The organism is Pectobacterium brasiliense (assembly GCF_016950255.1).
Lineage (GTDB): Bacteria > Pseudomonadota > Gammaproteobacteria > Enterobacterales > Enterobacteriaceae > Pectobacterium > Pectobacterium brasiliense.
The window spans coordinates 989,966-1,016,677 of the sequence record NZ_JACGFN010000001.1 but is presented as its reverse complement, the minus strand read 5'-3'; the positions used below and the strand labels follow the sequence as shown (position 1 = coordinate 1,016,677).

The following is a 26,712-nucleotide window of genomic DNA, read 5'->3' as shown; positions in this document are numbered from 1 at the left end:
TCGGCATCGCTTCGGCGGTGCCGCGACATTTAGCAAAAACAGACTCGATAACGTGATATTCGGGATGGAATTATGCGAATGAACATGAAGAAAATATCTTTATCATTACTAGCTCTGGGTGTATTAGCGGGGGTTTCTATCAACGCTTCTGCGCTCCCTGCCGATTTTCCTGTTATGCCCGCGGCAACTGTCCCTGTGAGCCAATACGTCACGGCGGTGAACGCGGATAGCAGCATCACTTTCCGCCTGTTTGCGCCAACGGCTAAGCAGGTCAGTGTTTTTACCGGTTCGACGCCCGATAGCATCGTGTCCCATGCGATGACGAAAGATGAATCTGGCGTATGGTCGTTCAAAACGTCAGCGCTCGCACCGAACCTGTATGAATATTTTTTCAGCGTGGATGGTTTTCGCACCATTGATACCGGGACGGCGTTTACCAAACCGCAGCGTCAGGTGAATACCAGCCTGATTCTGGTGCCGGGAAGTATTCTGGACGTGCGTCAGGTGCCACACGGTGAGCTGAGAACGCTGACCTATCATTCGAAAGCCTTGAAATCAGAGCGTCAGATGTATGTCTGGACGCCGCCGGGCTATAGCGAATCGTCAAAACCGCTGCCGGTGCTGTACTTCTACCATGGTTTTGGCGATACGGGCGCATCGGCCGTGGTGCAGGGGCGGATACCGCAGATGATGGATAACCTGCTGGCGGAGAAAAAGATTGAGCCGATGCTGGTCGTCATTCCTGATACAGAAACGGACGTTCCCGGCATCATCCCGGAGGAATATCCCCCGCAGGAGCGCCGCAAGGTGTTCTATCCGCGCAATGCGTTAGCGGCGGACAGGGAACTCATTCATGACATTATCCCCGAGATCGGCAAACGCTTTAACGTCCGTCAGGATGCAAACGGCAGGGCGCTGGCCGGGCTGTCGCAGGGCGGCTATCAGGCATTGGTATCCGGCATGAGCCACTTGGATCATTTCGGCTGGCTGGCAACGTTCAGCGGTGTGACCACCGAAACGGTGCCGAACACGGCCGTTGCTGCACAGCTTGAACGGCCTGAGCAGATCAATCGGCAATTGAATAACTTCACTGTGGTGATTGGCGAAACCGACAACATCACCGGTAAGGATATTGCGGGTCTGAAAACGGCACTGGAGCAGAAGAATATCCGGTTTGACTACCGCCATTATCCGAATCTTGGTCATGAAATGGATGTCTGGCGACCGGCCTACAGTGAGTTTGTTCAGAAGCTTTTTAAATAGCGTCTTCATGCTGCGGGCAGCGTCGTCGCATGCCCGCTTCTCTGATGGCAGCCCGAATCGTTGGGCTGTCATATCAACGACGGCCAAGCACCGTTAGCGTTAAGGATAATCATGTCTATTCGCCGATACTTTTCCCGTTTTTCCCTGTTGATCGTGGTATTGCCTTTCCTCAGTGCGTTCAGCGCACAGGCTCAAAATTCCCCTTTTGACGTGGCTGACCATAAGCAGATTCGCGTCATTATTAGCGCCGATGCTAAAAACGAGGCTGACGATGATTTTGCCGTGGCCCATGCGGTACTGACGCCGACGATGCAGGTGAAAGGGCTGATTGCTGCCCATTACTCCCGTACCGCGCCGTTGATGAAACGTGATGGCGAAAACAGCATGATGGAAAGCTACCACGAGCTTCAGCGCCTGATGAACGTGATGGGAAAAACGGACATTCCCGTTTATCGCGGTGCGACACAGGCCCTGAAAGCCGACGGTAGCGCACCTGCGTTGAGTGAAGGGGCGCAAATGCTGATCAAGGAAGCGTTAAAAGACGATTCGCATCCGCTGTTTGTGTTAGTCATGGGGCCGATTACGGATATCGCCGCCGCGTTGCAGGCTGAACCGACGATCGCCAGCAAAATGACGGTGGTGTGGATTGGCGGCATGCCTTATCCGAAAGGGGGCTGGGAATACAATATGTTCAACGATCCGGTTGCGGCGAACAGTGTATTCAAGTCTCAGGTGCCTTTGTGGCAGGTTCCGCATAATGTCTATATGTCCGTGCGCGTCTCGCTGTCTGAGCTTGCCGTGCGCGTGAAACCGCAGGGGAAAGTCGGGGAGTACCTGTGGCAACAGCTGATCGAGTTTAACCGTGCGATTTCCGAAACCATCAAGGATGTTCCGTGGCCGAAAAGTGAAGTCTGGGTCTTGGGCGATAACCCTGCGGTTTCGCTGCTGTTGGATGACCACGAATATCACTACACGTTGGTTAATGCACCGCAGCTAAACGACGATCTGACCTATGCCCCGCAGGGCAATGCACGCCAGATTCGAGTGTATAACGCGGTTGATGCCCGCTTCACGCTGGAAGATTTCTACGCCAAGCTGGCGTTGGCCTATGGCCAAGGGAAATAAAAACTCCAGAAGGGCATACTCTGGGGCAATATTTTTTACTTAAGCCCCACTTATTGAGCTCATAAATTTTTTCTATCAGGCAAAACGCCACGCTTTATCAGCAAATACACTGGGATGAATGACCGACATGGACACGTCATCCCAGTGCTCTCGCCACCTACTTTGATACGTAAGTACCCAGTTTTTAACTGCTTAATTTTAAAGTCATCAGCGTTTAAGTCCCTCATCCCATCTGGTGATGTCCACTCTCCATGACTGAGATACGCCTCATATAACTTTCGATACGATTCATTACTTTTCTTTACCTTTGATCAAAAACAATATTTTGAATGCATCTTTTTGTTATTCATAGGGTGAGTAATGTCACGACAGTTGTTGTGGTTTCTGTCAAATGGATAACTAAAATGACCGCCAGTAGGCGGCTTAATTTGGACACAAACGCATGGTCAGGATAAGCATGTCAGTCTCCTATCTGTGGGGCATGGTAGCCAGTCTCTTTCTAATGGTGCCAGCCTATTCCGCTGATGCTCCGGCGTCACCCCCTCCCGCCCCGATAGAAGCAAGAAACTCCGTATTCACCAATCAACACCCCGATCAGTTCAACTCGTGGAAAGCGACCAGTGAACAGTCTGAGCGTCACGATGCGCTGGCAGAAGACCCCATGATGGTGATCCTTTGGGCGGGTTATCCCTTCTCCAGAGACTATAACAAGCCGCGCGGCCACGCCTATGCCATAACGGATGTGCGTGAAACGCTACGTACCGGTGCACCAAAAACGGCAGAAGATGGCCCTCTGCCGATGGCGTGCTGGAGCTGTAAAAGCCCGGACGTCGCCCGCTTGATTCAACAGGAAGGTGAGGACGGTTATTTCAAAGGCAAGTGGGCACGAGGCGGACCGGAGATTACTAACGATCTCGGCTGTGCGGACTGCCATGATACCGCATCCCCGGATTTCGCTCAGGGCAAACCGGCGCTGACGCTGTCCCGTCCTTATGCCGAACGCGCAATGGAAGCGATTGGCAAACCGTTTGATCAATCCAGTCGATTCGGCCAGCAATCTATGGTCTGTGGGCAATGCCACGTTGAGTATTATTTTTCCGGTAAAGACAAAGCGGTGAAGTTTCCATGGGATAACGGCACCAAAGTCGAAGACATGGAAAAATACTATGACGCCATTTCCTTCTCTGATTGGACCAACACCCTTTCCCGCGCACCGATGCTGAAAGCCCAACATCCAGAATATGAAACCTGGAGCATTGGTATTCACGGTAAAAACAACGTGACCTGTATCGACTGCCATATGCCGAAAGTGAAAAACGCGGACGGCAAATTGTATACCGATCACAAGATAGGTAACCCTTTCGACAATTACGGCGAAACCTGTACCAATTGCCACACGCAGGATAAAGCGGCGATGCAGGCAGTTGTTGCTGAACGTAAAACGGCCATTCAGGACTTAAAACTGAAAGCAGAAGCGCAACTGGTTCACGCGCATTTTGAGGCGAAAGCGGCCTGGGATGCCGGTGCAACCGAAGCAGAAATGCAGCCGATTCTGATGGATATCCGCCATGCGCAATGGCGCTGGGATCTGGCGGTTGCCTCTCACGGTATTCACATGCATGCGCCGGATGAAGGCTTACGGATGCTTGGCACCTCGCTGAGTAAATCCGCTGAGGCGAGAACCAAGCTGGTGCGCCTGTTGGCCCAGAAAGGAATAACAGGAGAAATCAAGCTGCCGGATATCTCGACAAAAGAGAAAGCGCAGCAGGCGATTGGGCTCAACATGCAGCAAATCAAAGCCGAAAAACAGGATTTCCTGAACACGGTAGTGCCGCAGTGGGATGAGCAAGCGCGTAAAGCGGGACGACTGAACTAATAACCCCTCATCGCCCGTGGACGCGGGCGATCATAAAGTGGAGTGGATATGAGCGTATTACGTTCGTTATTGACTGCCGGGGTGCTGGTATCAGGCCTGCTTTGGGCATTGCCAGGGCTGACACAGCCCGCACCTCAGGCGGAAAAAGGAGAGCGCTGGGAGGTCATGCCGCAGCGCAATCCCGATGAGGCTTGTCTACAGTGTCATAAACCGGAAGAGGATGGCATGCAAGGCAAGCATGCCTCCGCCGTCAACCCGCATAATCAAAAACAGCTGACTTGCACCAACTGTCACGGCAAGCCATCGCCGATGCACCGCGAAGGCGTTAGAGATGTTATGCGTTTTAACTTCCCGATGTACAAGGTGGAAGAGCAAAACAGCGTCTGTATGTCATGCCATACGCCGGAACAGTTGCAAAAATCGTTTTGGCCACACGATGTGCACGTCGCGAAAGTGGCTTGTGCCAGTTGCCATCAACTGCACCCCACGCAGGATAGTATGCAGACGCTGAACGACAAGAGTCGCATCAAACTGTGTGTGGATTGCCATAGCGATCAGCGCAATAACCCAGACTTCAACCCAGCCTCAGTTCATCTGGGTAATAAGAGGCAGCCATGAGTTGCTCTCGTCGTCAATTTCTTGCCCGTATGGGGGGGCTGATTGCCATCACCAGTACGGCGGGGCAGGTCGTCGCACAGACGCTGAATATCAACGGCGTCCGCTACGGCATGATCCACGATGAATCGCTCTGTATCGGCTGTACGGCGTGCATGGATGCCTGCCGGGAAGTCAATCAGGTGCCGGAAGGCGTATCGCGCCTGACGATCATTCGCAGCGAACCGATCGGGACCTTCCCAGACGTGAAATATCGCTTTTTCCGTCACTCCTGTCAGCATTGCGATCATGCACCTTGTGTTGATGTGTGTCCTACCGGAGCGTCATACCGTGATGCGGCAAGCGGCATTGTGGATGTGAATCCCGATTTGTGCGTAGGGTGCCAATACTGCCTTGCTGCCTGTCCTTATCAAGTGCGCTTTATCCATCCGCAGACGAAAACGGCGGATAAGTGCGATTTTTGCCGCAAGACCAACCTGAAGGCCGGAAAACTGCCTGCCTGTGTGTTGTCTTGTCCGACTAACGCACTGACGTTTGGCAACCTTGACGATCCTGACAGCGAGATTTCCCGCCTGCTTCGTCAACAGCCGACGTATCGCTACAAAATCGCGCTCGGCACTCGTCCTAAGCTTTATCGCGTACCGTTTAAATACGGGGAGGTTCATCAATGACGCCCGTGTCTTCAAGCGCATTCCATTTTGATTCGTTAGTCTGGGACTGGCCGATTGCGATTTACCTGTTTTTGGTGGGCATTTCTGCGGGGCTGGTGACGCTGGCAGCCCTGCTGCGGCGCTACCATCCCGAGCAGGCAACCGCCGACAGTACGCTCATGCGCACAACGCTGATTCTTGCACCGTGCACCATCATCTTTGGATTGCTGATTCTGGTTTTTCACCTGACGCGCCCCTGGACGTTCTGGAAGCTGATGTTCCATTACAGTTTTACCTCGGTGATGTCGGTTGGGGTCATGCTGTTTCAGGTCTATATGGCGGCGCTGGCAGTCTGGCTGGTCAACATTTTCAGCGAGCAGGTTATCGTGCTGCAACAACGCTGGCTACCGAAGCTGACCCTCGTTCCTAAGGTGCTCGGCTGGCTGGCACCGCTACAGAAATCGCTGGATATCGTGATGTTGCTGCTGGCGGTGATGTTAGGGGCTTATACCGGATTTTTACTCTCCGCGCTGAAAACCTATCCGCTGCTGAATAACCCCATCTTACCGGCTTTATTCCTGTTCTCGGGGGTGTCCTCCGGTGCAGCCGTGGCGCTGATCGCCATGGCCTGCCGCTATCGCCGCAATCCGCATAGTGAAGAAGCGCACTTTGTACACCGTGTCGAAACGCCAGTCGTGTGGTTAGAGATCTTCTTACTGTTCGCGTTCTTTATCGGCCTTGCTTTAGGGGACGATGGGAAGCAGCGAGCGCTGGTGGCCGCTGTGGGCGGGGGATTCTGGGCCGTGTGGTTCTGGCTGGGCGTGGTAGGGATTGGATTAGTTATTCCCTTGCTGCTTAAGTCATGGGCTAGCCGACAGCATTCACCTTATGGCGTGTTGGCGGTGTGCGGCCTTAGTCTGGTGGGCGTTTTGCTACTGCGTTTCTTTATCCTCTATGCGGGGCAGTTAACCGTTGTCTAATTCCCAGCAAGAGGCCTGTTGATGTTGTTATTGCCAGAATTTGGGTATGTCGCGCTGTCGCTGGCGGTTTGTGTCGGTGTGGCGACGGCGTTGCTGACATTTTCAGGCTATTCCCTGCGCTGGTCGGGCACTTACCGGCTGGCGCGGTGCTGGACGTTGGTACTGTTTGGTCTTGTGCTGTTCGCGTTTATCGCGCTGACGCTGAGCGTGGTGCAGGATGATTTCTCCGTTAACTACATCGCCCAGCATAGCCATCGTGATTTACCGCTGGGGCTAAAAATTGCGGCAGTCTGGGGCGGACATGAAGGATCGCTGCTGCTGTGGCTGTTATGTTTAACCGGCTGGAGTGCCACGTTTGCTTGCCGCTATCGCAAGGCGACGAGCGAGCTGTTTCCGCTGACACTGGCGATGCTGGCTGTGATTTCGACTGCGATGCTGGTGTTCATTCTGTTCTTTTCCGATCCCTTTGCACGTCTTTTCCCGCCAGCGGTGGCGGGGAGGGATCTCAATCCCATGCTGCAACACATTGGCCTCATCCTCCATCCGCCGTTGCTCTATCTGGGTTATGGCGGGTTAACCGTGAGTGCGGCGCTGGCGCTAGCCGCCCTGATTCACGGTGAGTTTACTGCGCCAGCCGCCTGGATTTGCTGGCGCTGGACGCTGCCCGCCTGGAGCTTGTTGACGCTGGGCATCATCCTCGGGTCGTGGTGGGCCTACAACGAACTCGGCTGGGGAGGTTGGTGGTTCTGGGATCCGGTAGAAAACGCCTCGCTACTCCCGTGGCTTACGGCCAGCGCATTACTGCACAGCCTGTCTGTCACCCGCATGCGCGGCATCTTCCGCCATTGGTCGCTGATATTGGCGCTGCTGACGTTCATTTTATGCCTGCTGGGCACGCTGATTGTGCGCTCCGGGATACTGGTTTCCGTCCATGCCTTCGCCCTCGAACATGACCGCGCAGTGCCTCTCTTTATCCTGTTTGCCTGCTTGAGTATGGCGGCGCTGGCGGTTTACGGCTGGCGTGCTCAGCTTGTCCGCTCCGCTGCCCGCTTCTCCGGTTGGTCGCGGGAAATGGCGATATTGCTGGTACTGCTGTTATTCAGCGCTGTCGCGCTGGTGGTACTGCTCGGCACGCTTTACCCGATGATTTATGGGCTGGCGGGATGGGGGAAAATCTCCGTAGGCGCGCCCTATTTTAACCGCGTGCTTTTGCCCTTCGGTGGCCTGATGCTGCTGCTCATTGGGGTAGCGGCGGGAGGCTACTGGAAACGTAGCACGCGATGGCCCATCCGGCGTTTAAGCATGACGCTGGCCGTCGGCGTTATTACCGTTCTGGTCTTATGGCCGTATGGGTACGCCGTTGCACTGGCTGCGGGTCTGATCGGTTGGACTATGGCTGCGCAGTGGTTACAGCCGCTGTCGGCGATACGCCAGCAGCTTCCTGCCCTGCTGGCGCATACGGGCGTGGCGCTATTTGCCCTGGGGATTGTGTTCTCTGCGGGCAGCAAGCAGGAAATCAGCGCCAATGTGGGTCAGGGAGAACAGGTCACGCTGGGCGACTACCATTTCCGATTTTTACAGCTGGAGTTAGTGGCGGCACAGAACTACACCGCAGAGCAGGCCGTGATTGCGATTTATCGCCGCGACTCACCGATCGCCCAGGTCATGCCGGAACGCCGTTACTACAACGCACGCAAACAGCAGATGGTTGAACCGGGCATTGCCTGGGGGCCGATCAGAGAATGGTATGCCGTGATGGGAGAGAAAACGGGCGAGAACCGCTATGCGATGCGTTTCTATGTGCAAACCGGTGTTCGCTGGGTGTGGGGCGGCGGCATATTGATGGTTACGGGCGCACTGCTGGGATGGTTCAGAGGGCGAAGGGCTTATGACTAAATATCTGGCGCTCTTTTTCATGCTGCTGGCTTTTTCTGTTCAGGCTCAGGTGGTCGATACCTGGGCGTTCTCCAGTCAGGCACAGCGGCAGGAAGCGATGGCGATTGCCAGTGAGTTACGCTGTCCTCAATGCCAGAACCAAAGCCTGCTGGAATCGAATTCGCCCGTGGCGGTCAGCATGCGCCATGAGGTCTTTTCCATGGTGGAGCAGGGCAAGAGCAAGTCAGACATTATGGCATTTATGAATCAGCGCTATGGTGACTTTGTTCAGTACAACCCACCGATGAAAATGCAAACCGGCATCCTCTGGCTCACGCCGCTGTTTTTGCTGTTAGCGATTGCGGTTATCGCGTGGCGGGTGATGCGGCGGCAGAACCGAGGAGCGCGCCCATGAGCCTGTTAAGCGTGAACCTGCTGGACCTGAATGTATTAAGCATGGTGCTTGTCGCCATCGCGGTTGTCCTTCTGGCTGCCGGACTGTTATGGCCACTGTTGCCTCTGCGCAAACCGGAGGGGGATGACAAGCTACCGCGTTTAGCCGAGCGCATCTGGCATTTCCAGTGCGAGCAGGCAGGGAAACACCTTTCTGAGCATGAAGCCAGAATGCTGGGGCGCGAACTGTCTCACGACCTGCCGTTAACGTCATCTTCTTCTGCATCACGCACGCAGCCCGTCATCGCCGTTGTGGTCGCGATCGTCGCTATCCTGTTGGGCAGTGCGACGTTCTACATACTCAGCCCGCGTGTAGCGTTGGTTCAGGCGGAACGCCAGCGGCTTGCCGATCCGCTACATGATTTTAGCGCCGTGCAACAGCAGGAAAAACAGCTTGTTACCTTGCAGGACAACATTCGTAAAACGCCGGGTAACAGCGTCCTCTGGGCTGAGCTGGGTGAATATTATCTTTACCGCAACGCCTACGACAACGCGCTGCGCGCTTATCGGCAGGCGATTGCGCTGAAGGGCGACAGTGCTGAGCTGTATTCGGCGCTGGCAACGGTGCTGTATTACCAGGCGGGTCAGGCCGTCACGCCCCCGATGCAAGAGATGGTCGATAAAGCGCTGGCGCTGGATGCTAATGAAGTGACGGCGCTGATGCTGCTGGCGTCTGATGCGTTCCTAAAAGCGGACTATGCGCGCGCGATTACGATTTGGCAGCGCTTGCTGGATACGTACAGCCCACGGGTTAATCGCGTCCAGTTGATCGAAGCAATCAACACGGCAACGCTGCTGAAGAACAGCCAGAAATAGTGCGCGATAACCCTTGAATTAGAGGGACAAGCACGACTTTGGACACCGTCATGATGACGAGAATAACCGGAATCACCGGTTTTATTGATCTCAATAAAAAAGATTAACTCTTTATGGTTAGGGTCCCCGAGAGGGGGAGTAAGGGCGCCATGTTATTCTATAGCCACTAAGAAAGTAGGAGTACACCCCGATGTTAGAAGCGCGCGATGTGGTTTGCATACGCGATGAGCATGTGCTGTTCAGCGCGTTGTCGTTTACGGCCAGCGCGGGAGAAATGGTGCAGATTGCCGGTGCCAACGGGGTGGGCAAAACGTCGCTGTTGCGCATGTTAAGCGGTCTGGCGACGCCTGAATCGGGGGAAATCTGCTGGCAAGGGCAACGTATCAACCGTATGCGCGAGCAGTTTAATCAGCAGCTTCTGTGGCTAGGCCATCAGCCGGGCATCAAGAACGCCCTGACCGGTGAAGAGAACCTGCGCTTTTTCTATCCGCACCAGCAGCAGGATGCACTTTGGCAGGCGCTAGCCGCAGTCGGACTGGCTGGGTATGAAGACATACCCGTGGCGCGTCTTTCGGCAGGGCAACAGCGACGCGTCGCGCTGGCACGTTTATGGCTTACCGACGTCCCGCTGTGGATTCTGGATGAGCCGCTGACCGCGCTTGATGTAGCGGGCGTCGACATGCTGACGCAGCGTATGGAACATCATACTGCGCGCGGCGGCATCATCATTTTAACCACCCATCAGCCGCTGCGTCCGTTCGCTCAGCGCATTCGCTGTATCTCGCTTACGCCGAGTGAGGGAACCCCATCATGCGGCGTCTGATTGCCCGAGAACTGCGCGTCGCGTTGCGCAATAACGCGGAAATTCTCAACCCGCTGTGGTTCTTCCTGATCGTCATCATTTTGTTCCCTCTGGCTATTGGGCCAGAGCCGCAGCTATTGATGCGCGTGGCCCCCGGCGTGGTGTGGGTGGCGGCGTTGCTCGCTTCGCTGCTGGGGATGGATCGTCTTTTCCGCGATGACTATCAGGATGGTTCACTGGAACAGCTGACGCTGCTGCCGTTGCCGCTGCCGTTAGTGGTGTTGGCGAAAGTGGTGGTGCACTGGATGGTGAGCGGGCTGCCGCTGTTACTGCTTTCGCCGCTGGCGGCGCTGCTGTTTGGGTTGGACAGCCACGGCTGGCGGGTGATGGCGCTCACGCTGTTGCTCTGCACGCCAACGCTCAGTTTCCTGGGGGCCATTGGCGCGGGATTAACGGTCGGGCTGCGCCGCAGCGGCGTGCTGTTAAGCCTGCTGGTCTTGCCGCTCACCATACCGCTGTTGATTTTTGCGACGGCGGCGGTCGAGGCCGCCATGATGCAACTGCCGGTGGGCGGGTATCTGGCGATCCTCGGTGCCTTTCTGGCGGGCAGCGCCACCCTGAGCCCGTTTGCCACGGCGGCGGCGTTGCGGGTGAGCATACAGTAATTTTCCGATCTCAGGATCGCCTTCATCGTCCCGCTGGGATGAGTTTTACGCAGAGTGAGCACACGATTATGTTGAAAAAGAACTATCAGCTTACGCAGCCGGATCGCCTCTATGGCCTTTGCGGCAGGCTTATCCCCTGGTTTGCCCTGCTTAGCGCGGCGCTGTTGATCGGCGGTTGCCTGCTGGGATTTGGATTTGCGCCCGCGGATTATCAGCAAGGGCAAGGGTACCGCATCATGTACCTGCACGTGCCAGCGGCCGTGTGGTCGATGGGCGTCTATGCGGTGATGGCGATATTTGCGCTGATCGGGATAATTCGGCAGTCAAAAACGGCGGAGCTTGCCGTGGCGGCAATGGCACCGGTCGGCGCGGTGTTTACCTTTATTGCGTTAACGACGGGCGCCACCTGGGGCAAACCGATGTGGGGAACCTGGTGGGTTTGGGATGCGCGTCTAACGTCGGAACTCGTTCTGCTGTTTCTGTACGTGGGCATCATCGCGCTCTACAACGCGTTTGACGATCGCCGTCTTGCCGGTCGTGCGGCGGCGATTCTGGTGCTGGTGGGCGTGGTGAATTTACCCATCATCCATTTCTCAGTCGAGTGGTGGAATACCCTGCATCAAGCATCGACAAAAATGCAGAAAACGATCGATCCCGCCATGCGTCTCCCGCTGCGAATCATGATGTTAGGATTTATGAGCTTATTCGTGACGTTGTCACTTATGCGGTTGCGTAACTTGATACTGGTACAGCAGCGCCGCGCCCCTTGGGTGGCTGCGCTGCTTAATAAAGGAGGAATAGCCCGATGAACATCGCTTTCACAAGTTGGCAGGATTTCTTTGCGATGGGCGGCTATGCCTTTTACGTCTGGCTTGCCGTGGTGTTAACGCTGTTACCGCTGAGCGCGTTGGTCGGTCATACCCTCTTGAATCGTCGCGCATTGCTGAGTGATATTCGTCGCCAGCAGGCGCGTGAGCAGCGCAAGAATACGGCTCGCCAGTCGGAAACGATGGAGGTGGCGCAATGAGTGCTCCGCGTAAAACTCGCCTCTATGCCATTCTGGCCGTCGTCTGCGGTGCGGTGTTGACGGTAGCGCTGACGCTCTATGCGCTGAGCTCAAATATCGATCTCTTTTATACACCTAGCGAAATTCTTTACGGCAAGAACGAAACGCAGGAAAAACCGGCGATCGGGCAGCGCTTGCGCGTCGGCGGCATGGTGATGCCGGGCAGCGTGCGTCGCGACAGCCAAAGTCTGGAAGTTCGCTTCACCGTTTATGATGCGCAGGGCTCCGTGGAGGTGACCTATAACGGAATGCTGCCGGATTTGTTCCGCGAGGGGCAAGGGGTTGTGGCGCAGGGCATTCTGGACACCGACGATCACATCATGGCGAAAGAAGTGCTTGCCCGACATGACGAAAACTACACGCCACCGGAAATCAAAGTGGCGATGGAAGGGCAAAACGGTCATGCAACGGCGGCGGGCACAGAGGGCAAACGGTTATGATGCCTGAAGTAGGCAATTATCTGCTCTGTCTGGCGCTTGGCGTCGCGCTGTTGCTCAGCGTGTATCCGCTGTGGGGCGCGTCGCGTCAGGATACGCGTCTGATGGCGCTGGCACGTCCGCTTGCCTGGGCGCTGTTTGCATGCATTTTGGCTTCCTTCCTCGTGTTGGTGCATGCGCTGGTGATCAATGATTTCACCGTCCTCTACGTAGCCAACAACTCCAACCGTGCGCTGCCGGTGTGGTATCGCGTGGCGGCAGCGTGGGGCGCACATGAAGGATCGCTACTGCTCTGGGTATTGCTGATGAGCGGCTGGACTTTCGCCGTGGCAGTGTTCAGCCGTGGAATGTCGCTGGATGCGGTCGCCCGCGTGCTGGCCGTCATGGGGATGATTAATGTCGGCTTCCTGCTGTTCATCATTCTGACGTCGAACCCCTTTACGCGCACGTTGCCGGACTACCCGATTGACGGGCGCGATCTCAATCCGCTGTTGCAGGATGTCGGGTTAATCTTTCACCCGCCATTGCTCTACATGGGTTATGTCGGGTTCTCCGTGGCATTTGCGTTTGCGGTCGCCTCGCTACTGGCTGAGCGATTGGACAGCGCATGGGCCCGCTGGTCCCGACCGTGGACACAGGCGGCGTGGTCATTCCTGACGTTGGGTATCGTACTTGGTTCGGGCTGGGCGTATTACGAGCTCGGCTGGGGCGGCTGGTGGTTCTGGGATCCGGTGGAGAATGCGTCATTGATGCCGTGGCTGGTGGGCACGGCGCTGCTGCATTCGCTATCGGTCACCGAAAAGCGCGGCAGCTTCAAGGCATGGACAGTGCTGCTGGCTATCGGTGCATTCTCGCTCTGCCTGCTGGGGACGTTTCTGGTGCGGTCCGGCGTATTGGTATCGGTGCACGCCTTTGCCTCTGATCCGGCGCGTGGCATGTTTATTCTCGCGTTTCTGGTCATTGTTATCGGCGGTTCTTTGCTGTTATTCGCCATCAAAGGCAACCGGGTACGGGCGCGGGTCACGAATTCGCTATGGTCGCGTGAAACGTTCCTGCTCGGCAATAATCTGATCCTGATGGCGGCGACGCTCGTAGTGCTGCTGGGAACGCTGCTGCCGCTGGTGCATAAACAGCTGGGCTTAGGCAGTATCTCGATTGGCGCACCGTTCTTCAACACCATGTTCACCCTGTTAATGGCACCGTTTGCCTTACTGCTGGGCGTGGGGCCGCTGGTTCGCTGGCGGCGCGATGAACCGCAAAAGCTGCGTAAGCTGCTGCTGATTGCGCTGGCCGTGACTGCTGCACTGTCGCTGCTGCTGCCGTGGCTGTTACAGGATTCCGTTGTTGCGATGACGGTGGTTGGCCTGTCGATGGCGCTGTGGGTGTTCTTCTTAACGGTGTACGAGCTGCATACCAACTCCACCCGTCGTCATGGTCTGCTGCGCGGTTTGACCACGCTCTCACTGAGCCAGTGGGGCATGGTGTGCGGTCATATTGGGCTGGCGGTGACGGTGGTGGGGATCGCCTTCAGTCAGAATTATAGCGTTGAGCGGGATGTGCGGATGCGGGCTGGCGACAGCATCGCGATCCACGATTACCGTTTTACGTTTCAAGGCGTGCGTGATGTCGTGGGGCCTAACTGGCAAAGCGCGAAAGGGACGATTGAGGTCACGCGTAACGGCAAACCGGAAGCGACGTTAAAGGCGGAAAAACGCTTCTATAACACCAGCGGCGCGATCATGACGGAAGCCGCGATTGATGCAGGCGTGACGCGCGATCTCTATGCGGCCTTGGGTGAAAAGCTGGATGACGGTAGCTGGGCGGTGCGGCTGTATTACAAACCGTTTATCCGCTGGATTTGGTACGGCGGGGGGCTGATGGCGTTAGGGGGCATCCTGTGCATGTTTGATCCTCGCTATCGCCTGCGTCGCGCCGTTCGGGAGACAGCATCATGAGTCGCAAAATTTTGTTAATCCCGCTCGTCCTGTTTTTACTGCTGGCCGTGGCCTTGCTGTGGCAACTGGTGCGCAACAGCGACGGTGACGATCCGATGCGGCTGGAGTCGGCCCTGATCGGTAAACCGATTCCCGAATTTCGGTTGGAATCGCTGGATCAACCGGGAAAGGTTTATAGCCAATCTGAGCTGAGTGATGGCAAACCGCTGCTGCTGAACGTCTGGGCGACCTGGTGCCCGACGTGCCGCGCGGAGCACCAGTTCCTCAACACGCTGGCGGCGCAGGGAATTCGCGTCGTGGGCATGAATTATAAAGATGAACGCCCCAAAGCGGTTGAATGGCTGAAGACGCTGGGCAACCCCTATGCGATGAGCTTATTTGATGGCGACGGCATGCTGGGGCTGGATCTGGGCGTGTACGGCGCGCCAGAAACCTTCCTGATCGACGGGAAAGGCATCATTCGCTATCGCCATGCGGGCGATCTCAACCTGCAGGTGTGGCAAGAAACGCTGCAACCGCTGTGGGAAAAATACAGCAAGGAGGGCGGCGCATGAGAGTGCTGAGTTTCCTTGGTGCACTGCTGCTGTCGTTCAGCGTGCTGGCGTCATCCGAAGTCTTGCGTTTTGACAACGACACGCAGGAGCAGCAGTTTCGTGAATTAACCATGCAGCTGCGCTGCCCGAAATGCCAGAACAACAGTATTGCCGATTCCAATTCGATGATTGCGTCGGATATGCGGCAGAAAGTGTATGAGTTGATGCAACAAGGGCAAACGAAAGAGCAGGTTGTCGATTATATGGTGGATCGTTACGGTTATTTTGTGACGTATGAGCCGCCGATCACGCCGTTTACCATTCTATTATGGCTGCTGCCTGCGCTGCTTCTGGCAGCGGGCGCATGGATGATTATTCGGCGAGCACATCGCATCAGAAGCACCAAAGAACCGATGAGCGAACAGGATAAAAAGCGCTTGCGGACGCTGTTGGGACGTGAGGAGAAATCGGAATGATGTTACTGACAACCGTCATTGTGCTATCGCTGATTGCGCTTTCCGCGCTGCTGCTTGCGCCATGGTCGTCACGGGGCGAATACGATCGCGATGCGATCAATCAGGCACTGTATCGCGACCGTCTTCGTGAGCTTAATGGGGATGTTGCCAATGAGCAGGAGCGTGCTCAACTGGTTGAAGAACTTCAGCATACGCTGTTGCAGGATATTCCCGGTGGTGCGAAGGCACAACAGCGTCCGTTGAACAGCTGGGTTTTGCTGCCGGGCGTGTTGCTGCTGGTCATCGTCAGCCTCTGCGTATTCTGGAAGACCTCTGCGGTTAATCGCGTTCAGGAGTTGCAGCAGGTTGTGGCGTTAACGCCGGACCTGATGAAGCGAGCGTTGGATCCTGACGCCGAACCGCTGACCATTGAAGAGGTCGCGCGTCTCGGTCTGGGATTACGTAGCCAGTTGGAGACACAGCCGGACAATCCACAAGACTGGTGGATGCTGGGGCGCATTGCGGGCTTGCTGAATAACTACAACATTTCCGTACAGGCGTTTTCCAAGGCGTTCCAGCTCGATCCGAAAAACACGGATCTGGCGCTGGACTATGCCGACCTGCTGTCGCGATCTACCGACCCGCGTGATAGCCAGCGCGGTGGTGAGATGCTGCGTGAACTGATGAATTCCGGCTCGACCAATGTGCGCGTGCTGAGCCTGTTGGCCTTCAATGCCTATGAAGCCCAGCGCTATCAGGATGCGATTGATGCCTGGCAAACGATGCTGAAACTGCTCCCGCAAAACGACACGCGCCGTGCGGTCATCGAGCGCAGCGTCGCGCAGGCGAAAGCGTCACTGTCGGTACAGGCAACCACGGGGAAGTAAATTCTTTTTATCTTCATCATCAATAGTATAAGGGCGATATATCGCCCTTTTGTTGTTTCTTGTTTCTGTTGTTACGGTGAAGGTTTCGTGCGCAATAAGCAGGGTAATTCTCTGCAACTGTTGCAGTGAAGACTTCGAGCGTAAAGAATTGCGCTGAGGTGAGCGTGGCCGCCGGATGAGCGGCATGGACGCCGCGAAAGTCTGCGCCGTGCCGGGAGCACGTCGCAGGCGGTCCGATCAGCGGATACGAGCGCCGAAGGGCACCGCGAAGCGGCGTAATTCCCCGCGAAAAGCCAGGGGTCGCGGGGCGACGGCAATTGAGCCGCCCCGCGTCGGGCGCATGCGACGCGAGTTGCAGAAAATCACATTACTTACTGCGCACGAAACCCTCACGGTACTTACAAGAATACGTTACTCCCGCTCGACGGACTGTGTCAGCAACGATAGGACGGCATATGCCGTCCCGAGTGTTACGAAGGGGCGGGTTATAACCCGCTTTTGACGCCGTGCATGTCCGGCAGTTTGTGGGCGATGCCTTTGTGGCAGTCGATACAGGTTTGACCGAGTTTTATCGCTTCGCTGTGTTTCTCTGCCGCGACGGTTTTTTGCCCTGAGAAGTCCATGTAGTCAAAGTTGTGACAGTTGCGGCATTCCTGAGAATTGTTATTTTTCATGCGCCGCCATTCGCTCTGCGCCATCGTCAGCCGGTGTGCTTCAAATTTTTGTGGCGTATCAATCGTACCCATGATTTTGCCGTACAGCTCTTTACTGGCCTGAATCTTACGCACCATTTTCGGCACAAACTCATGCGGAACGTGACAATCCGGGCAGGTGGCGCGCACGCCGCTGCGGTTGCTGTAGTGCGCGGTTTCCATATATTCCTGATAAACGGTATTGCGCATTTCATGACAGCTGATGCAGAACGCCTCGCTGTTGCTCATTTCCATGCCTTTCTGGGATGTCGCCAGAAAGAAAATACCGCCCGCGAAGCCGATAATGAGCAACGTTCCCAGCGCCAGCCGACTCGGGCGACGCCACCATTGCCACAGCTGGCGCAACAACCGTCCCACTTTTCCTGGTTGTTTCATAGCAAACCTCACTGTCCAAAGCCTTTAGAAGGGGCGAACGTGTTGCCGGTAATCGGCGAGCTGTCCGCCTGCGGCACGTGGCACTGCAGACAGAAATGGCGCGCAGGGGCGACATTGCTCAGCACCTTGCCGTCTCTGTCGACAAAATGGGTCGGGCTGACGCGAGGGGCGCTGGTGGAACGATAGCTCTCGACGCCGTGACACTGTAGGCAACGGTTAAAGGTCGGGGTGACCTGATAGCCATCCACGCTATGCGGGATCATCGGTGGCTGGTTGACATAGTTGAGCGCCATACGCTCCTGCTGCTTCGGCATCCGGCTATTTCCCGGCTGTGTCGCGGCGACTTCTGGCGATTGGCTTAAATCGACCTGTGCAGTAGCGATTGCACTACCTATTATTGTACTGCCCATTATCGCCAGGGCGGTGATCCAGCGAAACCATCCCATTCTCAGGCTTTTCATGACTTTGCTCCCGATTTCCATCTAAGGGTTATTTTAAAAACGTCTTCAGCGCAGACATCAATACAGCGTCCGCATGTTATGCAGTCTCGGTCAGTAACCTGTGCCGGACTGTGTTTATCGAGCAAGGGGGCGCGCAGCACCTGTGGCTCTGGACAGACATGAAAGCAGTCCATACAACGCGTACAGCGTTCACGCTCAGTGGCATCCACAGCCAGCGCGCCTTTACCGCCAAGCGCGCCATACAGCGCGCCGGTTGGACAAAGGTGTCCGCACCAGCCGTGCTCCACGACCCACAAATCAAACAGAAATAGCGCCAGCAGCAGCCAGATACCTGCACCAAACCCGAAAATCAGCCCGCGACCCATCAGTGAAACCGGGTTGACCCATTCCCACAGCAGCCCGCCCGTCAGCGCACTTCCTGCCAGAATGAGGATCAGCAGCAGATAGCGCAGATTGCGGGGGATCGTCGCCGAGGCAGTGATGCCGAAACGACGACGTAGCCAGGCGGCTAAATCAGTGAGCGGATTAACTGGGCAGACCCAGCTACAGAACAGACGCTTGCCTGCCAACGCATAGCTCAGTGCGATAATCAGCGCACCGACCAGCGCGAGCGTGGCGGGCAGATGGCCGCTAGCCAGACTTTGCAGCACCATCAGCGGATCGCTGAGCGGCACGGTGTCGAGCAAGCGGCTGGCGCTGTAGTTACCGTGCAGGATCCAAAATCCGAAGAGCGGACCGCTGAGGAACATGAGCAGCACCAGAGACTGGGTCAGGCGGCGTAAGACCAGCCAGCGGTGACTGCGCCACCAGCCTTTTTTCGCTCGGGCTTCTCGTCCGGCGTCCTGCTTACGATTTGCCATCGCGTGCCTCCAGCCAACTGAAACGGTAGTGATGTCCGAGTTCGCCTTTTGCCAGCGCGCGCGGTAAGACCTTGATCGCTGGCTGTTCCAGCACGCAGGCTTTTTCACATTTGCCGCAGCCAGTACAGACATCGCTATGCACGGTAGGCAGAAAACGGGCATGTTTTCCGGTGCGGGTATTGCGCTCTGGCTCCAGCGTGATGGCGCTATCGATGAGAGGACAGACGCGATAGCAGACATCGCAACGCAGCCCCTGATAGTTCAGGCAGTTTTCCTGATCTAACAGCACCGCTAATCCCATGCGGGCGTCATCAATAGCGTCCAGTGGCTGTAACGCTCCGCTGGGGCAGGCGACCACGCAGGGAATGTCCTCACACATCTCGCACGGGATATCGCGTGCGACAAAGTAAGGGCTACCGGCTGCGGAACCGGAAACCAGCGTTGCCAGCTTCAGCGTGTCGTACGGACAGGCCTGAACACATTGGCCACAGCGTATGCAAGCACCGGAAAACGCTGCCTCAGACAGCGCACCCGGTGGCCGCAGCCGGAGTTCGTCGGCCTGAGCGCGCCGCTGCTGAATGCCGAGAACCGTCACCGCTGCTGATAAGCCAGCAACGGCACGGACGGCGTCACGCAGAAAGCGACGGCGAGCGGGTGATGAATTCTCCGGGCGTGCCATGCGCGTTACACCTTAGCCAGCTTGACGGCACATTTCTTAAAGTCCGTTTCTTTCGACAGCGGATCGGTCGCATCCAGCGTCAGGACGTTAGTCATCTGCGCAGCGTCGAAGAACGGCATATACACCAGACCGCGCGCGGTGGCTTATTGCGGCCGCGTGTCTCAACAATCGAGACGACTTCACCACGGCGCGAGATAATGCGGACTTTCTCACCGCGACGCAGATCGCGCGCTTTAGCATCCTGCGGGTGCATAAACAGCACCGCTTCTGGGAAAGCGCGATGCAGTTCCGGTACGCGACGCGTCATGCTGCCAGTGTGCCAGTGCTCCAGAACACGACCGGTGGAGAGCCAGAGATCGTATTCGTCGTCCGGCGCTTCGGCGGCAGGCTCGTACGGCAGTGCGAAAATCACCGCCTTGCCATCCGGTTTGCCGTAAAAACGGTAGGCTTCTCCCGCTTTGACGTAAGGATCGTACCCTTCGCTGTAGCGCCACTGCGTTTCTTTACCGTTGACCACCGGCCAGCGTAGCCCACGAGCCTTGTGGTAGTCATCGAACGGTGCCAGGTCGTGACCATGCCCACGGCCAAACGCGGCGTATTCTTCAAACAGGCCTTTTTGCAGGTAAAAACCGAAGTCGCGAGATTCGTCGTTCAGCTGATTTTCCGCTAATTCACTGAGCGGGAAACGCGTGGTGACATCGTTCGCAAACAGCACGTCGTAGAGCGTCTTACCGCGATAGCCGGGTTTCTGTGCCAGAAGTTCTTCCGGCCATACTTCCTCGATGGCGAAGCGCTTGGCAAAGCTCACCACCTGCCACAGATCCGATTTTGATTCGCCCGGTGCTTTAACCTGCTGACGCCAAAACTGCGTCCGACGCTCGGCGTTGCCGTAGGCGCCTTCTTTTTCCACCCACATCGCGGTAGGCAAAATCAGGTCAGCGGACAATGCGCTGATCGTCGGGTAGGGGTCGGATACGACGATGAAGTTACGAGGATCGCGCCAGCCTGGCATACGCTCCTGATTGATGTTCGGGCCGGCCTGCATGTTGTTGTTACACATCACCCAATAGGCATTCAGCGTGCCGTCTTTTAGCGCCCGATCTTGTGCGACGGCGTGCAAACCGATCTTTTCAGGAATTGTGCCTGTCGGTAGCTGCCACAGTTTTTCTGCAATCGCGCGGTGTTTCTCGTTAGTGACGACCATGTCCGCAGGCAGGCGGTGGGCGAAAGTGCCGACTTCACGCGCGGTGCCGCAGGCAGAAGGCTGACCGGTTAATGAGAATGGCCCGCAGCCCGGCTGAGAGATCTTGCCCGTCAGCAGGTGGATGTTATAAACCAGATTGTTCGCCCAGACGCCGCGCGTGTGCTGGTTAAAGCCCATCGTCCAGTAGGAGATCACTTTCTTCTTCGGATCGGCGTAGAGTTTTGCCAGCGCTTCCAACTGGTCGGCGGGAACGCCGCTGATCGCGACCGTTTTTTCCAGCGTATAGTCGGCGACAAAGGCTTTGTATTCTTCAAAACTCATCGGCTCAGACGCATCGGAACCCGGATTCTTCGCCGCTTTTTCCAGCGGGTGTGTCGGACGCAGGCCGTAGCCGATATCGGTCACGCCTCGGCGCAGGTTTACGTGGCGGGTAAAGAAAGCCTCGTTCACCGCATTGTTTTGGATAATGTAGTTGGCGATGTAATTGAGAATGGCCAGATCGGTTTGTGGCGTAAACACCATGCCGTTATCCGCCAGCTCAAAACTGCGGTGCTGATAAGTGGAAAGCACGGCGACCGTAACATTGCTGTTCGACAGGCGGCGGTCGGTGATGCGCGACCAGAGAATTGGGTGCATCTCCGCCATGTTGGAGCCCCACAGCACAAACGCATCGGTCTGCTCGATGTCGTCGTAGCAGCCCATCGGCTCATCCATACCAAAGGTACGCATAAAGCCGACAACCGCTGATGCCATACAGTGGCGTGCGTTGGGGTCAATATTGTTGGAACGGAAGCCCGCTTTGAACAGTTTGGCGGCGGCATAGCCTTCCCAAATCGTCGATTGCCCAGAGCCAAACATTCCTATCGCGTTCGGGCCTTTTTCCTTCAGGGCGGTTTTGAATTTCTCCGCCATGATGTCAAACGCCTGATCCCAGGAGATCGGAGTAAATTCGCCTTCTTTATCGAATTTTCCGTCACGCATACGCAGCAAAGGCTGGGTCACGCGATCCTGCCCGTACATGATTTTTGGTAGGAAATAGCCCTTGATGCAGTTTAATCCGCGGTTAACCGGCGCTTCGGGATCGCCCTGACTGGCGACGATGCGGCCATTTTGCGTTCCCACCAGCACACCGCACCCTACGCCACAGAAGCGGCAAGGCGCTTTATCCCAGTGGATAGCATCGGACTGTTCGGTCACGGCACGAACCGCGGTGGGTATGGTGATGCCTGCGACCGCGGCTGCCGCTGCGACCGCGTTCGCCTTCATAAAGTGTCGTCGACTGAGTTTCATGGTATTTCCTCACCCTGAGCTTGTTGATCAAGAGGTTGTTCATCGAAAGCAAAAGATTGTTCATCACAAGACGGTTCATCAAGCTGGTGATAAACCAGCAAAACTGCCAGTACGCCTGTAAGCTCGCGCATTGACGCTATTTGTTTTAACAGCGTGTCTTCTGAGTCTGACTCCAGCACCACGACCATTTTTCCGGTATCGCTATCGCTGGCACCCACTTCTACATTGGGCAGCGTCGCTAACGCCTCGCCAACGGCCGCCATCTGCGCCGTGTTGACGTGAACCACTACACTGCAAACATGCCAGACTGTGCTCATCGGTTTTCCTGTTGCGTCGGGAGACGCGCTGGCGCGGTGTGATATCCCGCGGTGATTTTTTTCATCGACATGGCACCGATAGGGCACCCGGAAATGCATGCGCCACAGGTGGTACAGGCGTCGTTGTCGATGGACGGTGCGGCAACGCGCCCAATAGTGGGGCGGAATCGTATCGCGCCTGTTTCACATGCATCCTGACAGCTGCGGCATTCCACCTGATGCAGCGATAAACAGGCATCCTGAATCGTCAGGTGGTATTCCCACGGCGTGGTGTGACTCTCCGCGAATAGCGCTTGTGGACAGGCACGTGCGCAGTCGTAGCAGAACGTGCATTCGCCGCGCTGAAAATCGATGGTGGGAAAACCGCCCGAACCACGCTGGATAATCCCCGAACCGCAGGCATCTACGCAGACGTTGCAGCGCGTGCACTGGCTCAGGAACTGGCTTTCTGCACCGCTCCACGGCGGACGCAACGCGTTATCTGCCCGCTGTAGGCCACCAGTCAGTAGGGAGCGCCGGGAGAGGTTAGTCATGACTGTTTTTCGCTCTGGCACGCAATGAAATATCCAATAAAAAACACGCTGTTTTTGTAGGGGTTACACTATTCCTCTTAGGCTGTATGCGATAATCACCCTTTAGAGGTAAATGGTGGTGCCGGATCAAGCTTATGTGGGATTCGCGTCTCATTGGCTTGCGGGAGCGTGTGGGGATCGTGATAGTAAATACCCGTCATACTTCAAGCTGCATGTGCGTTGGCTGCGTTCACTCACCCGAATCACTTACCTGAGTAAGCTCATCGGGATTCCTTCGCTTGCCGCCTTCCTGCAACTCGAATTATTTAGGGTATTAGAGTCTGTATGATGCCAAAGGGGATTACTCGTTGTGATGGTTAAACGTCCTGTTTCTACCAGCCTGGCTCGCGCGTTTTTTTATATCGCGCTGCTTTCATTTCTGACGACGGGCATTGCGCTGCTGACGTTAGCCAGCGGTCTACGCGATGCGGAAGCGATCAACGTGGCCGGTTCCATGCGTATGCAAAGCTATCGCATGGGGTATGATCTACAGGGCGATCGTGCAGAATTAGCATCGCATCGCCGCCTCTATGCGCAAACGCTGGATTCCCCGGTTTTTCACCTGCTGGATCGTTGGTATGTGCCGCGCGATGTGCGCGATCGTTATGCGGCGCTATTGCAGAGCTGGAAAATGATGGATGAGCGTCTGAATGCGGGGGATCGCGTGTGGTATCAGGACAATATTGTTGGCTACGTCACGCAGATCGACCGTTTTGTACTGGCGTTGCAGCATTATTCCGAACGCAAGATGATGATAGTCGTTGTGACATCAATAATTGGCTCGATCACTATCTATATACTGATCTTCTTTACGCTGCGTCGCATTCGCCGTCAGGTGGTGGTGCCGTTGAATAAGCTGATGGCGGCCTGTGCGTCCATTGAGAAGGGGCGTTTCACCCATTCGCGGCTGGACGTCAATCTGCCTAACGAATTGGGATTACTGGCGCAAACCTTCAGTAGCATGACTGACGAACTGCAAAAGCTCTATCGTTCTCTGGAAGACAAAGTTCGGCAGAAAACGCTGCGCTTGCAGGAAGTGAACCGCATGCTGAAGGTGCTGTACAACTGCTCTCAGGCGATGAATGTCAGCACCATCGACAGACATTGTTTTCAGCAGATTCTGCAAATTGTTCGCCGCTATGAAACGGTCGGCTGTCTGGAAATGCGGGTCGGGGAGAACTGGCGGTTATGTGAAGGCCAGCCAGATGAACAGATTGCGTGGCAGGCCTTGCCCATCTGTTTGCAAGATGTCGAGTTTGGGCAACTACGGTGGCAGGCATCAACGCAGCAGCCGTCGGCACAGCTGATGGAAAGCGTCGCGAATATGCTGGGTCGCGGCCTCTATTTCAATCAGGCACAGAAGCACTACCAGCAGCTGTTACTGATGGAAGAGCGTGCCACGATTGCGCGTGAACTGCATGACTCACTGGCTCAGGTGCTTTCTTATCTGAATATCCAGATGACGTTATTAAAGCGTGCGGTAGCGGAAGAAAATGCGCAGGCTCGGCAGATCATCACAGATTTCGAGCAGGCACTCAGCGATGCTTATCGTCAACTGCGTGAACTGTTGGGCACATTCCGGCTGACGCTGCAACAGGCCGATTTGCCGGCGGCGATGCAGGAAATGATTGAGCCACTGCGCGCGCGCAGACCCCGGCGACCATCACAATTGACTGCCGGATCCCTACGCAGGCGTTGGATGCATCACAGCAGGTTCATTTGCTGCAAATCATCCGCGAAGCGGTGCTGAATGCCATTAAACACGCGCAGGCGACGGTGATTACCGTCAACTGCCGTACGCAGCCCGATGGCCGTCATTGTGTTTATATTCGTGATGACGGCTGTGGCATTATCAATCAGGAGGAACCGGCGGGACATTACGGCTTAAATATTATGCAGGAACGCGCCGAACGGTTAGGAGGAAAGCTCTCTATTGGCCTCCACCCTGAAGGGGGGACGCAGGTTAGCGTCTGTTTTTCGACGCCGACGACCGCGCGTGAACGCGATAACACGAACAATCTCTACCCTGAATAAGTCGAGTGGGAAGCTGGCCGCTTGAAGTATGACGGCGATAAATCATAAATAAAATAATAAGATCCATATTACATTGGGGCTGGGCATGTCAGAAAAACCATCTTATCGTGTGCTGATCGTCGACGATCATCCGCTTATGCGCCGGGGAATCCGTCAGTTACTGGCGACCGATGCCATCTTTGACGTGATCGGGGAAGCCAGTAACGGCATGGAGGCGCTGAGCCTCGCGAATCGGGATTCACCCGATATCATCTTGCTCGATCTCAACATGAAGGGACTGAGCGGGTTGGATACGCTTCACGCGCTACGGCGCGATGGGATCTGCGCCCGTGTCATTGTGCTGACGGTCTCCGATGCACCCAGCGATATTTATGCGCTGATGGATGCGGGAGCCGATGGCTATCTGCTTAAAGACAGCGCCCCGGAACATTTGCTGGATGCTATTCGTAACGATGATGCCTTCAGCGAACAGGTGCGGGAGGTGCTGCGCCACCGTATCGCCATACAGGATACGCCGTCGCCCTTTACCGTATTGACGGAACGTGAGCTGGATGTGTTGCAGGAAGTGGCCTCTGGGCTATCCAACAAACAAATCGCGAGTGTACTGTATATCTCAGAAGAGACGGTAAAAGTGCATATCCGCAACATGCTGCGCAAACTCAACGTACGTTCCCGCGTCGCCGCCACGGTGTTGTATCTGGAAACGCGCGGCCAGTAGTCTGCTGGCCGCTAAAACAGATGTGTGAATAGGGCTTCCGAATCATTACCAGAAGCCCAGACGATTATTCACGAAGGCGGAAAAAGGCTCAATACTGCGGGAATCGTGACGAGTGCGAGCAGTAGCGAGACGATAATCGATAACGCGATCACATCCGGTTGATAGTGATACTTCTTGGCAAACACATACACGCCCGCGCCAATTGGCTGCGCTGCCATCACCACGGCGGTTGCCAGCCAGATCCCCTGAGAGTGCCCCATCCCGAATATATAGACGGCTATAGCAAACGTGACGGCAGGCTGTATCACGAGTTTTAGCATAACCATCGGTAATACCGTTTTGCTCACCGTCACGTTCAGGTGCTCTTTTACCTTCAATCTGGCAAGGCCCAGTCCGAGTGCAAATAGCGCAGTGGGGCCCGCGGCATTGCCCAGAAAGCGCGCAAAGGATTCGATGACAACGGGGACCCGAATGTCGAGCAGGACGAACGCCAGACCGGCAAGCACCGAAAGCGTTAATGGATTTTTCACGGTAGCCAGCATCGAGCGTCCCACGCTGTGAATCAGTCGCGTATTCGCGTCGGTCGCTCGTGTAGAAAACACATCCCAACTGACGATCACGGCCATGATGGCGGGAATATTGTGCAGAATAGTTGCCATCGCTGCGGGTAGTGCCGCTTGTTCACCATAGACTGAAAGCAAAATCGGCACGCCCATGTATCCCGTGGTGCCATAACTCGCGCCCATGCTAAGAAGGGAGGAGTGGGGCAGCGCAATTCCCACGCGCTTCGCCAGCAATGCGGCAAGTATGTAGGACGCTGCAATTCCGCACAGCGTTGACAGTATAAAGCCCCATTGTTTCAGGTCGCTGGTGTCGGCACGCGCCACGGCAATAAACAATAAGGCTGGCAGCGCGATATACAGGACATAGTCGTTGATTAACTTATCTGCATTGCCGCTGTCGGGCTTTGTTCTTCCATAACCGTAGCCAACGAGAATCACCAGAAATAGGGGGGCGACAATCAAGAACATGGAGG

Annotated in this window: 26 protein-coding genes and 2 pseudogenes; 20 read left to right on the top strand and 8 right to left on the bottom strand. The window is 55.8% G+C overall.

Features of this window, described 5'->3' with window-relative positions; genetic code table 11:
- Positions 1-78 precede the first annotated feature (78 nt).
- The 18 genes from H4F65_RS04535 (at position 79) to ccmI (ending at position 16,453) form a co-directional block, all read left to right on the top strand.
- Positions 79-1,263 (top strand): esterase, encoded by a 1,185-nt coding sequence (locus H4F65_RS04535; protein ID WP_010276433.1) that lies wholly within the window; start codon positions 79-81, stop codon positions 1,261-1,263.
- Between the two features lie 111 nt (positions 1,264-1,374).
- On the top strand, positions 1,375-2,388 hold the full coding sequence (locus tag H4F65_RS04530) for a nucleoside hydrolase (protein ID WP_010276436.1): 1,014 nt from the start codon (positions 1,375-1,377) through the stop codon (positions 2,386-2,388).
- A 457-nt stretch (positions 2,389-2,845) separates the two neighbouring features.
- Positions 2,846-4,264 (top strand): ammonia-forming nitrite reductase cytochrome c552 subunit, encoded by a 1,419-nt coding sequence (gene nrfA, locus H4F65_RS04525; protein WP_411353485.1) that lies wholly within the window; start codon positions 2,846-2,848, stop codon positions 4,262-4,264.
- Between the two features lie 48 nt (positions 4,265-4,312).
- The gene (nrfB, locus tag H4F65_RS04520; RefSeq protein ID WP_010276443.1) at positions 4,313-4,882 is read left to right on the top strand and encodes a cytochrome c nitrite reductase pentaheme subunit; all 570 of its coding nucleotides are present in this window, start codon (positions 4,313-4,315) and stop codon (positions 4,880-4,882) included.
- On the top strand, positions 4,879-5,550 hold the full coding sequence (gene nrfC, locus H4F65_RS04515; RefSeq protein WP_010276448.1) for a cytochrome c nitrite reductase Fe-S protein: 672 nt from the start codon (positions 4,879-4,881) through the stop codon (positions 5,548-5,550). The genes nrfB and nrfC overlap by 4 nt, the downstream gene beginning before the upstream one ends.
- Complete coding sequence (gene nrfD, locus H4F65_RS04510) at positions 5,547-6,509, top strand: cytochrome c nitrite reductase subunit NrfD (RefSeq protein ID WP_010276452.1); 963 nt, start codon at positions 5,547-5,549, stop codon at positions 6,507-6,509. The genes nrfC and nrfD overlap by 4 nt, the downstream gene beginning before the upstream one ends.
- 21 nt (positions 6,510-6,530) lie before the next feature.
- Entirely contained in the window at positions 6,531-8,405 is a 1,875-nt protein-coding gene (locus H4F65_RS04505) for a heme lyase CcmF/NrfE family subunit (RefSeq protein WP_010276457.1), read from the top strand.
- On the top strand, positions 8,398-8,799 hold the full coding sequence (nrfF, locus tag H4F65_RS04500) for a heme lyase NrfEFG subunit NrfF (RefSeq protein WP_010276461.1): 402 nt from the start codon (positions 8,398-8,400) through the stop codon (positions 8,797-8,799). Before H4F65_RS04505 ends, nrfF begins: the two co-directional genes overlap by 8 nt.
- A gap of 41 nt (positions 8,800-8,840) precedes the next feature.
- On the top strand, positions 8,841-9,653 hold the full coding sequence (gene nrfG / locus H4F65_RS04495) for a heme lyase NrfEFG subunit NrfG (protein WP_420850625.1): 813 nt from the start codon (positions 8,841-8,843) through the stop codon (positions 9,651-9,653).
- A 190-nt stretch (positions 9,654-9,843) separates the two neighbouring features.
- Complete coding sequence (gene ccmA / locus H4F65_RS04490; RefSeq protein ID WP_010276471.1) at positions 9,844-10,476, top strand: cytochrome c biogenesis heme-transporting ATPase CcmA; 633 nt, start codon at positions 9,844-9,846, stop codon at positions 10,474-10,476.
- The gene (gene ccmB, locus H4F65_RS04485) at positions 10,464-11,120 is read left to right on the top strand and encodes a heme exporter protein CcmB (RefSeq protein ID WP_010276475.1); all 657 of its coding nucleotides are present in this window, start codon (positions 10,464-10,466) and stop codon (positions 11,118-11,120) included. The genes ccmA and ccmB overlap by 13 nt, the downstream gene beginning before the upstream one ends.
- Positions 11,121-11,188: 68 nt before the next feature.
- On the top strand, positions 11,189-11,929 hold the full coding sequence (locus H4F65_RS04480) for a heme ABC transporter permease (RefSeq protein ID WP_010276478.1): 741 nt from the start codon (positions 11,189-11,191) through the stop codon (positions 11,927-11,929).
- Complete coding sequence (gene ccmD, locus H4F65_RS04475; protein WP_010276482.1) at positions 11,926-12,147, top strand: heme exporter protein CcmD; 222 nt, start codon at positions 11,926-11,928, stop codon at positions 12,145-12,147. The genes H4F65_RS04480 and ccmD overlap by 4 nt, the downstream gene beginning before the upstream one ends.
- Positions 12,144-12,626, top strand: a complete 483-nt coding sequence (gene ccmE / locus H4F65_RS04470) for a cytochrome c maturation protein CcmE (protein ID WP_010276484.1) — start codon at positions 12,144-12,146, stop codon at positions 12,624-12,626. The genes ccmD and ccmE overlap by 4 nt, the downstream gene beginning before the upstream one ends.
- On the top strand, positions 12,623-14,578 hold the full coding sequence (locus H4F65_RS04465; RefSeq protein ID WP_010276488.1) for a heme lyase CcmF/NrfE family subunit: 1,956 nt from the start codon (positions 12,623-12,625) through the stop codon (positions 14,576-14,578). The genes ccmE and H4F65_RS04465 overlap by 4 nt, the downstream gene beginning before the upstream one ends.
- Positions 14,575-15,132: a DsbE family thiol:disulfide interchange protein gene (locus tag H4F65_RS04460; RefSeq protein WP_010276491.1), complete on the top strand. Its 558-nt coding sequence runs from the start codon at positions 14,575-14,577 to the stop codon at positions 15,130-15,132. The genes H4F65_RS04465 and H4F65_RS04460 overlap by 4 nt, the downstream gene beginning before the upstream one ends.
- Positions 15,129-15,587: a cytochrome c-type biogenesis protein gene (locus tag H4F65_RS04455; protein WP_010276495.1), complete on the top strand. Its 459-nt coding sequence runs from the start codon at positions 15,129-15,131 to the stop codon at positions 15,585-15,587. The genes H4F65_RS04460 and H4F65_RS04455 overlap by 4 nt, the downstream gene beginning before the upstream one ends.
- Positions 15,584-16,453 carry a c-type cytochrome biogenesis protein CcmI gene (ccmI, locus tag H4F65_RS04450; RefSeq protein WP_010276499.1) on the top strand — a complete coding sequence of 290 codons (870 nt, stop codon included), beginning with the start codon at positions 15,584-15,586 and terminating at the stop codon, positions 16,451-16,453. The genes H4F65_RS04455 and ccmI overlap by 4 nt, the downstream gene beginning before the upstream one ends.
- A gap of 485 nt (positions 16,454-16,938) precedes the next feature.
- Here ccmI and napC read toward each other — a convergent pair whose 3' ends face one another.
- From napC to napF, 7 genes and pseudogenes are all read right to left on the bottom strand, one after another.
- On the bottom strand, positions 16,939-17,541 hold the full coding sequence (gene napC, locus H4F65_RS04445; RefSeq protein WP_010276503.1) for a cytochrome c-type protein NapC: 603 nt from the start codon (positions 17,539-17,541) through the stop codon (positions 16,939-16,941).
- An 8-nt stretch (positions 17,542-17,549) separates the two neighbouring features.
- A complete protein-coding gene (gene napB / locus H4F65_RS04440) occupies positions 17,550-18,002 on the bottom strand; it encodes a nitrate reductase cytochrome c-type subunit (RefSeq protein WP_039319802.1) in 453 nt (150 codons plus the stop codon).
- Positions 17,999-18,862, bottom strand: coding sequence for a quinol dehydrogenase ferredoxin subunit NapH (napH, locus tag H4F65_RS04435; RefSeq protein WP_010276509.1), 864 nt, complete (start codon positions 18,860-18,862; stop codon positions 17,999-18,001). The genes napB and napH overlap by 4 nt, the downstream gene beginning before the upstream one ends.
- On the bottom strand, positions 18,849-19,541 hold the full coding sequence (gene napG / locus H4F65_RS04430; RefSeq protein WP_010276511.1) for a ferredoxin-type protein NapG: 693 nt from the start codon (positions 19,539-19,541) through the stop codon (positions 18,849-18,851). The genes napH and napG overlap by 14 nt, the downstream gene beginning before the upstream one ends.
- 5 nt (positions 19,542-19,546) lie before the next feature.
- Positions 19,547-22,035 (bottom strand): annotated as a pseudogene (gene napA, locus H4F65_RS04425) (nitrate reductase catalytic subunit NapA).
- Complete coding sequence (gene napD / locus H4F65_RS04420) at positions 22,032-22,352, bottom strand: chaperone NapD (RefSeq protein WP_010276518.1); 321 nt, start codon at positions 22,350-22,352, stop codon at positions 22,032-22,034. The pseudogene napA and the gene napD overlap by 4 nt, the downstream one beginning before the upstream one ends.
- A complete protein-coding gene (gene napF, locus H4F65_RS04415; protein ID WP_010276521.1) occupies positions 22,349-22,885 on the bottom strand; it encodes a ferredoxin-type protein NapF in 537 nt (178 codons plus the stop codon). Before napF ends, napD begins: the two co-directional genes overlap by 4 nt.
- A 352-nt stretch (positions 22,886-23,237) precedes the next feature.
- On the opposite strand from napF, the pseudogene narQ reads away from it, so the two are divergent.
- Together narQ and narP are read left to right on the top strand one after the other, a co-directional pair.
- Positions 23,238-24,958, top strand: a pseudogene (gene narQ / locus H4F65_RS04410) (nitrate/nitrite two-component system sensor histidine kinase NarQ).
- A gap of 85 nt (positions 24,959-25,043) precedes the next feature.
- The gene (gene narP / locus H4F65_RS04405; protein ID WP_010276527.1) at positions 25,044-25,676 is read left to right on the top strand and encodes a nitrate/nitrite response regulator protein NarP; all 633 of its coding nucleotides are present in this window, start codon (positions 25,044-25,046) and stop codon (positions 25,674-25,676) included.
- A gap of 68 nt (positions 25,677-25,744) precedes the next feature.
- Here narP and H4F65_RS04400 read toward each other — a convergent pair whose 3' ends face one another.
- Complete coding sequence (locus tag H4F65_RS04400) at positions 25,745-26,707, bottom strand: AEC family transporter (protein WP_010276529.1); 963 nt, start codon at positions 26,705-26,707, stop codon at positions 25,745-25,747.
- Positions 26,708-26,712 lie beyond the last annotated feature (5 nt).

Excerpts from the sequence above, each read along its gene's own strand:
- H4F65_RS04535 (WP_010276433.1), top strand. The coding sequence starts at position 79 with ATGAACATGAAGAAAATATCTTTATCATTACTAGCTCTGGGTGTATTA.
- H4F65_RS04530 (WP_010276436.1), top strand. The coding sequence starts at position 1,375 with ATGTCTATTCGCCGATACTTTTCCCGTTTTTCCCTGTTGATCGTGGTA.
- nrfA (WP_411353485.1), top strand. The coding sequence starts at position 2,846 with ATGTCAGTCTCCTATCTGTGGGGCATGGTAGCCAGTCTCTTTCTAATG.
- nrfB (WP_010276443.1), top strand. The coding sequence starts at position 4,313 with ATGAGCGTATTACGTTCGTTATTGACTGCCGGGGTGCTGGTATCAGGC.
- nrfC (WP_010276448.1), top strand. The coding sequence starts at position 4,879 with ATGAGTTGCTCTCGTCGTCAATTTCTTGCCCGTATGGGGGGGCTGATT.
- nrfD (WP_010276452.1), top strand. The coding sequence starts at position 5,547 with ATGACGCCCGTGTCTTCAAGCGCATTCCATTTTGATTCGTTAGTCTGG.
- H4F65_RS04505 (WP_010276457.1), top strand. The coding sequence starts at position 6,531 with ATGTTGTTATTGCCAGAATTTGGGTATGTCGCGCTGTCGCTGGCGGTT.
- nrfF (WP_010276461.1), top strand. The coding sequence starts at position 8,398 with ATGACTAAATATCTGGCGCTCTTTTTCATGCTGCTGGCTTTTTCTGTT.
- nrfG (WP_420850625.1), top strand. The coding sequence starts at position 8,841 with ATGGTGCTTGTCGCCATCGCGGTTGTCCTTCTGGCTGCCGGACTGTTA.
- ccmA (WP_010276471.1), top strand. The coding sequence starts at position 9,844 with ATGTTAGAAGCGCGCGATGTGGTTTGCATACGCGATGAGCATGTGCTG.
- ccmB (WP_010276475.1), top strand. The coding sequence starts at position 10,464 with ATGCGGCGTCTGATTGCCCGAGAACTGCGCGTCGCGTTGCGCAATAAC.
- H4F65_RS04480 (WP_010276478.1), top strand. The coding sequence starts at position 11,189 with ATGTTGAAAAAGAACTATCAGCTTACGCAGCCGGATCGCCTCTATGGC.
- ccmD (WP_010276482.1), top strand. The coding sequence starts at position 11,926 with ATGAACATCGCTTTCACAAGTTGGCAGGATTTCTTTGCGATGGGCGGC.
- ccmE (WP_010276484.1), top strand. The coding sequence starts at position 12,144 with ATGAGTGCTCCGCGTAAAACTCGCCTCTATGCCATTCTGGCCGTCGTC.
- H4F65_RS04465 (WP_010276488.1), top strand. The coding sequence starts at position 12,623 with ATGATGCCTGAAGTAGGCAATTATCTGCTCTGTCTGGCGCTTGGCGTC.
- H4F65_RS04460 (WP_010276491.1), top strand. The coding sequence starts at position 14,575 with ATGAGTCGCAAAATTTTGTTAATCCCGCTCGTCCTGTTTTTACTGCTG.
- H4F65_RS04455 (WP_010276495.1), top strand. The coding sequence starts at position 15,129 with ATGAGAGTGCTGAGTTTCCTTGGTGCACTGCTGCTGTCGTTCAGCGTG.
- ccmI (WP_010276499.1), top strand. The coding sequence starts at position 15,584 with ATGATGTTACTGACAACCGTCATTGTGCTATCGCTGATTGCGCTTTCC.
- napC (WP_010276503.1), bottom strand. The coding sequence starts at position 17,541 with ATGAAACAACCAGGAAAAGTGGGACGGTTGTTGCGCCAGCTGTGGCAA.
- napB (WP_039319802.1), bottom strand. The coding sequence starts at position 18,002 with ATGAAAAGCCTGAGAATGGGATGGTTTCGCTGGATCACCGCCCTGGCG.
- napH (WP_010276509.1), bottom strand. The coding sequence starts at position 18,862 with ATGGCAAATCGTAAGCAGGACGCCGGACGAGAAGCCCGAGCGAAAAAA.
- napG (WP_010276511.1), bottom strand. The coding sequence starts at position 19,541 with ATGGCACGCCCGGAGAATTCATCACCCGCTCGCCGTCGCTTTCTGCGT.
- napD (WP_010276518.1), bottom strand. The coding sequence starts at position 22,352 with ATGAGCACAGTCTGGCATGTTTGCAGTGTAGTGGTTCACGTCAACACG.
- napF (WP_010276521.1), bottom strand. The coding sequence starts at position 22,885 with ATGACTAACCTCTCCCGGCGCTCCCTACTGACTGGTGGCCTACAGCGG.
- narP (WP_010276527.1), top strand. The coding sequence starts at position 25,044 with ATGTCAGAAAAACCATCTTATCGTGTGCTGATCGTCGACGATCATCCG.
- H4F65_RS04400 (WP_010276529.1), bottom strand. The coding sequence starts at position 26,707 with ATGTTCTTGATTGTCGCCCCCCTATTTCTGGTGATTCTCGTTGGCTAC.